Consider the following 5,521-nt stretch of genomic DNA (forward strand, 5'->3'; position numbering starts at 1 on the left):
ATTACATAAGAATTAACAGAGTATTGTTTAAGCATTGCTTATTATATGCTTATCAACTTTTGAAAAATCATTTATAAAATACTGAATAACAAATCGTTATAAAGAGTAAAAACGCTCGAAAAACGACTTTTTGAATGTTATAAACGACTTTTTGAATGTTTTTTTCGCCTTAAAAAACGACTTTTTGAATGTTTACGACGACATACATTTTTAAATGTCGTTTTTAATTTCTATATTTGCGAACATTCATTTTGTCGTTTTTTAAAAACAAAGGAGTATGGCTATAAAAATAACAAACAAAGATGTGATACAGAGCTATTTAATGACTGTATCTAAGTATGATTTTTCAGTGTACGAAAAACGCATTCTGTACAGGCTTGTGGAAGCAATGCAGTGTGAGATAGAAGGTAAAAAGCTTTATCCTGGACTACGTATAGAAAAGACGTTATACGATGATAGAGTTGTTTTAATGCCCATTTCTGCGTTTTTAGCCAACGATGATGACGAGAACTATACCCGTGTCAAAAAAGCGCTGTTAGACCTTAGAAATAAGTCTTTTGAGTTCGATGACGGGCAAATATGGAAGGTGATAGGTATTATCGAGAAACCACAATTCAATTACAAAAGAGGCTGGGTAAGATTTGAAATACAACCTGAAGTATATAATGCCGTACTTAATTTTTCAAAGGGCTTTAGGAAGTATGAACTTAAAACGGCCATGGAGTTTACAAGTCAGTACTCGATGCGCTTCTATGAACTCATGAGTGGTCAAGAAAGGCCTTTGATTTACAGTATAGAGGATCTGAAAATCATGTTTGGTGTACAGGACAAATACAAACGCAACCCGGATTTCATAAAAAGAATCATAGTCCCAGCTAAAGAAGAACTGGACGCAAAAAGTCCATATTCGTTTGAATACAAGATTCTGAAAGAGGGTCGTTCTTTTCATTCACTGAAACTGTATCCAAAATACCAACCGGAACACAGGGATGAAGAACTTGAAAAGCACGAACTACAAAAACAGGTCAGTCTGGGCTGGGATCTGGACAGGCTTATCAGAAACTATCTAAAGCAAGAGCTTCTTTTCACAGACCAGGAAATAAGAAACAACATAGACCTTTTCAGGGATGCACAGAAGAAACTTGATTTAATGCTGGAGCTTTCAACCCTGAAGGGAAAATCAAGGGATAAAAAGAACCCTAAAGGGTATATAATAAACGCACTGAAGGGAAAAGTAAAAGACAAGGAAGAACTTTGATTATGTTACACAATCAAAAAACAACGATATGAAAGAAGGAGATTTGATATTGGTATCTGCTGAAGCCACAGGCTTAGGAAAGCCAATGGAAGCCGTTATAGACAAGATTGAAACATTCATGGAACAAACCCTTGTAACGGTCACTTACACGCAACCTGATGCCTTATCCGGCTTCGGAGGGTGCTTTGTGGATTCTCATATCACTTTAAGCGAAGAAAAGGCCAAGTAACCTGAATATATTTCAGGAATATTCAGTATATTCACAGCATATTCAATTAAAAAGAAGTATAAAATCAGCATATCAAGCATATTATAAGCATATTTATATCAATCGGTTAAGGTATGACAGATAAAGTAACCATACAACCCAAAAGTAAGCCGGAAAAGACTACAATCTCAATAAGCGGAGAAACATCTGAACGGCTGGAGATATACTGCCGGGCAAACGGCATATTACGGAAAGAGTTCGTTTCTCTCGCCCTGGAATACTTTGAACGCACAGGTTTCGACCTGAAGAGTAACGCACTTGATTACTCCCCCTTGGAAAAGATCATCGGAGAATTGAATGAAGTAAAAGCGACCATGCAGACAAGCAATGAAGGAACAGAAGCGATTCGCCAACTACTACAGGCAGTCCGGGAACAGACCGCAAAACAGCTTCCTGCTCCAGAACTTATCGCAAAGGCAGCAGAAGAAAAGGCGAAGGCAGAAAGTCTGGCTACAGAACGTGCCAAAGACCTTCAGCTCCTTCAGGAAGAGAACAACCGATTACGTAACGAAATCAAAGTTCTTCAGGAGTATAAGGAAAAAGCACACCGGGAACTATGCCGGGTGCGTGATGAACAGAAAACATTCGGGAAAATAAAAGTAAATACAGAACTATAAATTAATATACAATGAATATAAAAATGAAAAGTCTTACAATTAAAAAATGTTTTGTCTTGTTACTTTTGATATTATCAAGTAACATTTCTGTTGCGCAAGATTGCCTTGACAGCGAATCTTATTATCAATACATTAAAAATAATGGGCAACCACATTTGGAATATGTACTTGATAAAATACGTTCACATTCAGTTGTTGCAATAGGGGAAGATCATTGGATAGATGCTCACCCTCAATTCTTGTGCGAACTGATAACTGCTTCAGCAAAAGATTCAACGGCGAATATTGATGCGGTGGCTGTTGAGTTCTGCATTACGAGCTGCAAGGCTGTCGGCTTGTTCCGACAATTGGCGATCCTGCACTTTCTGTTCGCTGATTACGTTTCTATTGACCGAATGAAGGATAGTGGTTGATACTGCTGGAGTTACTTCCTTTTTTTTGCCGAATATGCCTAAGAAACCTTTTCGTTTTGGCTTTTTGGACTGTTCCTGCACACTTTTCTGTACAATAACCGGAATTTGATTGGCTATCTTCTTGTTAATAGATTGTTGTTCATCCATTAACCGGACTATCTGGAACATCTGTCGTTCCTTATCCTCTAAAAGACTGCGCACACTATCGATGCGCTCTGCTGGATAGGTGGCCTTGAAACGGCAGAGCATACTGTCCATTGCCATACGCCGTGCATGGTAATGCTCGATATCTTTATCGTTCCATTCCAGTATTGTTTGCTGAATACTTGAATTCAAATCGTGGAGAAGTGAATAGACAGTATTACCCGACAGAGCAACTATGACATAGCAATGCCATCAAACAAATGACGGCACACACAAAGCATAGACTGATTGTCTTGACCTAAAAGATTGATTGGAATTTATTCAGGACTGCCTATCACTTAGATAGAAGTCCAAGGTCTACTGAAATACATAATTCAAAAATTAAAATTGCTTGACTGCAAATTTAGTAACTTTGCTTGACAAATTAACGAGAAAGAAGAGAAAATGAAAGCCGACCGCATAACATCACCTATACGCAAGCAGGGGTTTCGGTCTTCGTAGGACAGGAAACTGCTATATTTGAAGTTCAGTTCTTCGTAGAAAGTCCAGTGGTTAAAATCCCTGCCTGCGTATAGCTGAGAAACGTTATGCGGCAGCTTAAAAGACGACACCAAACCAGAAAAATCGTCTTGACCATCACCCAACTTTGAATTAAGAAGGATGAAATTTTTCAGGAACAACTTCCAACATTTCCAAAAAACAGTTTTTCCATTGACTTGGAGACAAACAGACAATTTGAGCATTAAGGTTTAAACCGAATTTTTCTGAAATTGACCTGACCTGACTTTTCCTGAAAATCGACTTTAAAGCTGTTTTTACAGATAACTCAGGCTTCTGTAACAGACAGGAAATAAATGCTAAGTATTTGGCTTTAAACTTAAAATCAAAAATTAACTGTTTTCTTTTAATGTCTAACAGGGCTGACTTGACAGTTGGCGGTGGCAAGAAACTTTCAGGACCTACCTCATAGACAAGTTTCAAATCAAAAAATGTATGATAGAAAACGGTATATGGATTGTAAAGCTTCCTCGAAAATAACTTTTGTGTAGGTTCTAACTGAAGGACAATGGAACCTCCCTGAAAATTTTCAAGACCCTCAAACATCAGGATTTTGAAAATATCGGAAGTAATGCCATAAGGAATATTTGACACCACTTTGAAAGGAAATTTCGGAACTACAAAATTCCTAAAATCACAACCGACAACTTGAACATTTCGGGTATCAGAAAATAATTTCCGTAAATGTTCAACCAAAGCTGTGTCGTTTTCAATAGCTACGACATTATGTGCGATTTTTAATAAATGAACAGTTAGAAACCCTTTGCCTGCTCCAATATCTAAAACTGTATCTTGACTGCTTATATTTGCTATTTTTATTGCATTTTGTATTAGCACTTTATCAATAGTAAAGTGCTGACCCGTAAAACGAACGGGCAATTTCTTTTTTGTCATTAGTAACTTCTTACAGGTGCTGAATTCAAGTTACAAATGCAACGGAATTCATATTAATAATTTGTTTAAATTTTTCGTTTGGTGTGAGGTATCCAAGTCTTTTACGAGGTCTATTATTTAGATTGTTTTCAATCCATTTAATACGCTTGTTGGTTACTTCACTAAAGTCCGTACCCTTTGGGATATACTGCCTGATAAGACCGTTAGTATTTTCATTGGCACCACGCTCCCAAGAGTGGTATGGCTTACAAAAATAGAAATTAATATCTAGTTTTTGTGATATATCCTCGTGTTTTGCAAATTCTTTTCCATTATCAGCCGTTATTGTGTGTATTAAGTTTTTTACTTTTCGCAATGCCCATACTGTAATCTTTGCTACAGGGATGGCTTCTTTCCCTGATAGCTTACGTATCCAGACTCTGCTTGTTGCTCTATCATTAATGGTTAGAATAGCACCTTTGTGATTCTTTCCAATAATTGTATCTATCTCTAAATCACCAAATCTTTCTTTTTGCTCTACTATTGAAGGTCGCTGGTCAATATCAACCCTATTGGGAATAAATCCTCTACCTGCGTTTTTAGAACCACGCTTTGAATATTTTCGCCCTTGCCTTCTAAGATATTTATGGAGATCCCCACCTTGTCGTTTATCATTCCATATCCAACAATATATAGTTTCGTGAGATACCATAGCTATATTTTCTACTTGGCTTCTGCCCACTATCTGCTCTGGGCTCAAATCCTTTCGTAGAAGCTTTTTTACACGCTTCTTCATAGCTTGTGTAAACACCTCCTTTCGCTTCTTTTCAACCTTACGTTTATCTGCCTTTCTTTGAGCAAGATCAGGGTTGTATTTTCCACTACGAATATCGCAATTGCGTTTTATTTCCCTATAGATACTACTTTTATCAACGCCAATAGCTTCAGCTATATCTTTTTTACTCATAGGAACTTGCAGCATCTTAGAAATTGCATACCTTTGCTTTTCGGTTATATGTTTACTCATCTACAACTTTTATTTCTTTGGACGGACAATAAAAACAAAGATAGTAACATTATCCATTCAGCAGAGAACAGAGGGATTTGTCTCTCTTTTCTCTCTGAAAAAATATTACTTATGCAGCTATTAATCCTGTACCAAAAAGTTGCATTTATAACTTGAACTCAAGTTTCACCCAATAGAGAAAATTTTATCATTTGAATATTGATATTGTTTATTTCTTTTCGGAGCTCGTCTATTTTTTTATTGCCAAGTTCTAATGCTTCTATCTCCTGCCATTCATAGAGGCTATTATATGCCATACATCCGATAAGAATGGAGATAAGTATATATCCCAACCGTATTGCCTTATAGAAATTTCCTGACCGC

General features: G+C 36.9%; 5 protein-coding genes and 2 pseudogenes. 3 read left to right on the forward strand and 4 right to left on the reverse strand.

Annotated elements, in window-relative coordinates; all coding sequences use genetic code 11:
• Positions 1-277 precede the first annotated feature (277 nt).
• From DW657_RS16495 to DW657_RS16505, 3 genes are all read left to right on the forward strand, one after another.
• Entirely contained in the window at positions 278-1,258 is a 981-nt protein-coding gene (locus DW657_RS16495) for a replication initiation protein (protein ID WP_032530138.1), read from the forward strand.
• 28 nt (positions 1,259-1,286) lie between these two features.
• Complete coding sequence (locus DW657_RS16500) at positions 1,287-1,487, forward strand: hypothetical protein (protein WP_118066896.1); 201 nt, start codon at positions 1,287-1,289, stop codon at positions 1,485-1,487.
• Between the two features lie 113 nt (positions 1,488-1,600).
• Positions 1,601-2,143, forward strand: coding sequence for a BfmA/BtgA family mobilization protein (locus tag DW657_RS16505; RefSeq protein WP_118066895.1), 543 nt, complete (start codon positions 1,601-1,603; stop codon positions 2,141-2,143).
• A 299-nt stretch (positions 2,144-2,442) separates the two neighbouring features.
• Here DW657_RS16505 and DW657_RS16510 read toward each other — a convergent pair.
• From DW657_RS16510 to DW657_RS16525, 4 genes and pseudogenes are all read right to left on the reverse strand, one after another.
• Positions 2,443-2,886, reverse strand: a pseudogene (locus tag DW657_RS16510) (hybrid sensor histidine kinase/response regulator); the annotation flags it as partial.
• 465 nt (positions 2,887-3,351) lie between these two features.
• Positions 3,352-4,152: a 23S rRNA (adenine(2058)-N(6))-methyltransferase Erm(F) gene (gene erm(F), locus DW657_RS16515; RefSeq protein ID WP_118066893.1), complete on the reverse strand. Its 801-nt coding sequence runs from the start codon at positions 4,150-4,152 to the stop codon at positions 3,352-3,354.
• A gap of 25 nt (positions 4,153-4,177) precedes the next feature.
• The gene (locus DW657_RS16520; protein ID WP_117917169.1) at positions 4,178-5,158 is read right to left on the reverse strand and encodes an IS30 family transposase; all 981 of its coding nucleotides are present in this window, start codon (positions 5,156-5,158) and stop codon (positions 4,178-4,180) included.
• A 161-nt stretch (positions 5,159-5,319) separates the two neighbouring features.
• Positions 5,320-5,521 (reverse strand): annotated as a pseudogene (locus tag DW657_RS16525) (hypothetical protein); the annotation flags it as partial.

It is taken from the genome of Prevotella sp. AM23-5 (assembly GCF_003473645.1).
GTDB lineage: Bacteria > Bacteroidota > Bacteroidia > Bacteroidales > Bacteroidaceae > Prevotella > Prevotella copri_A.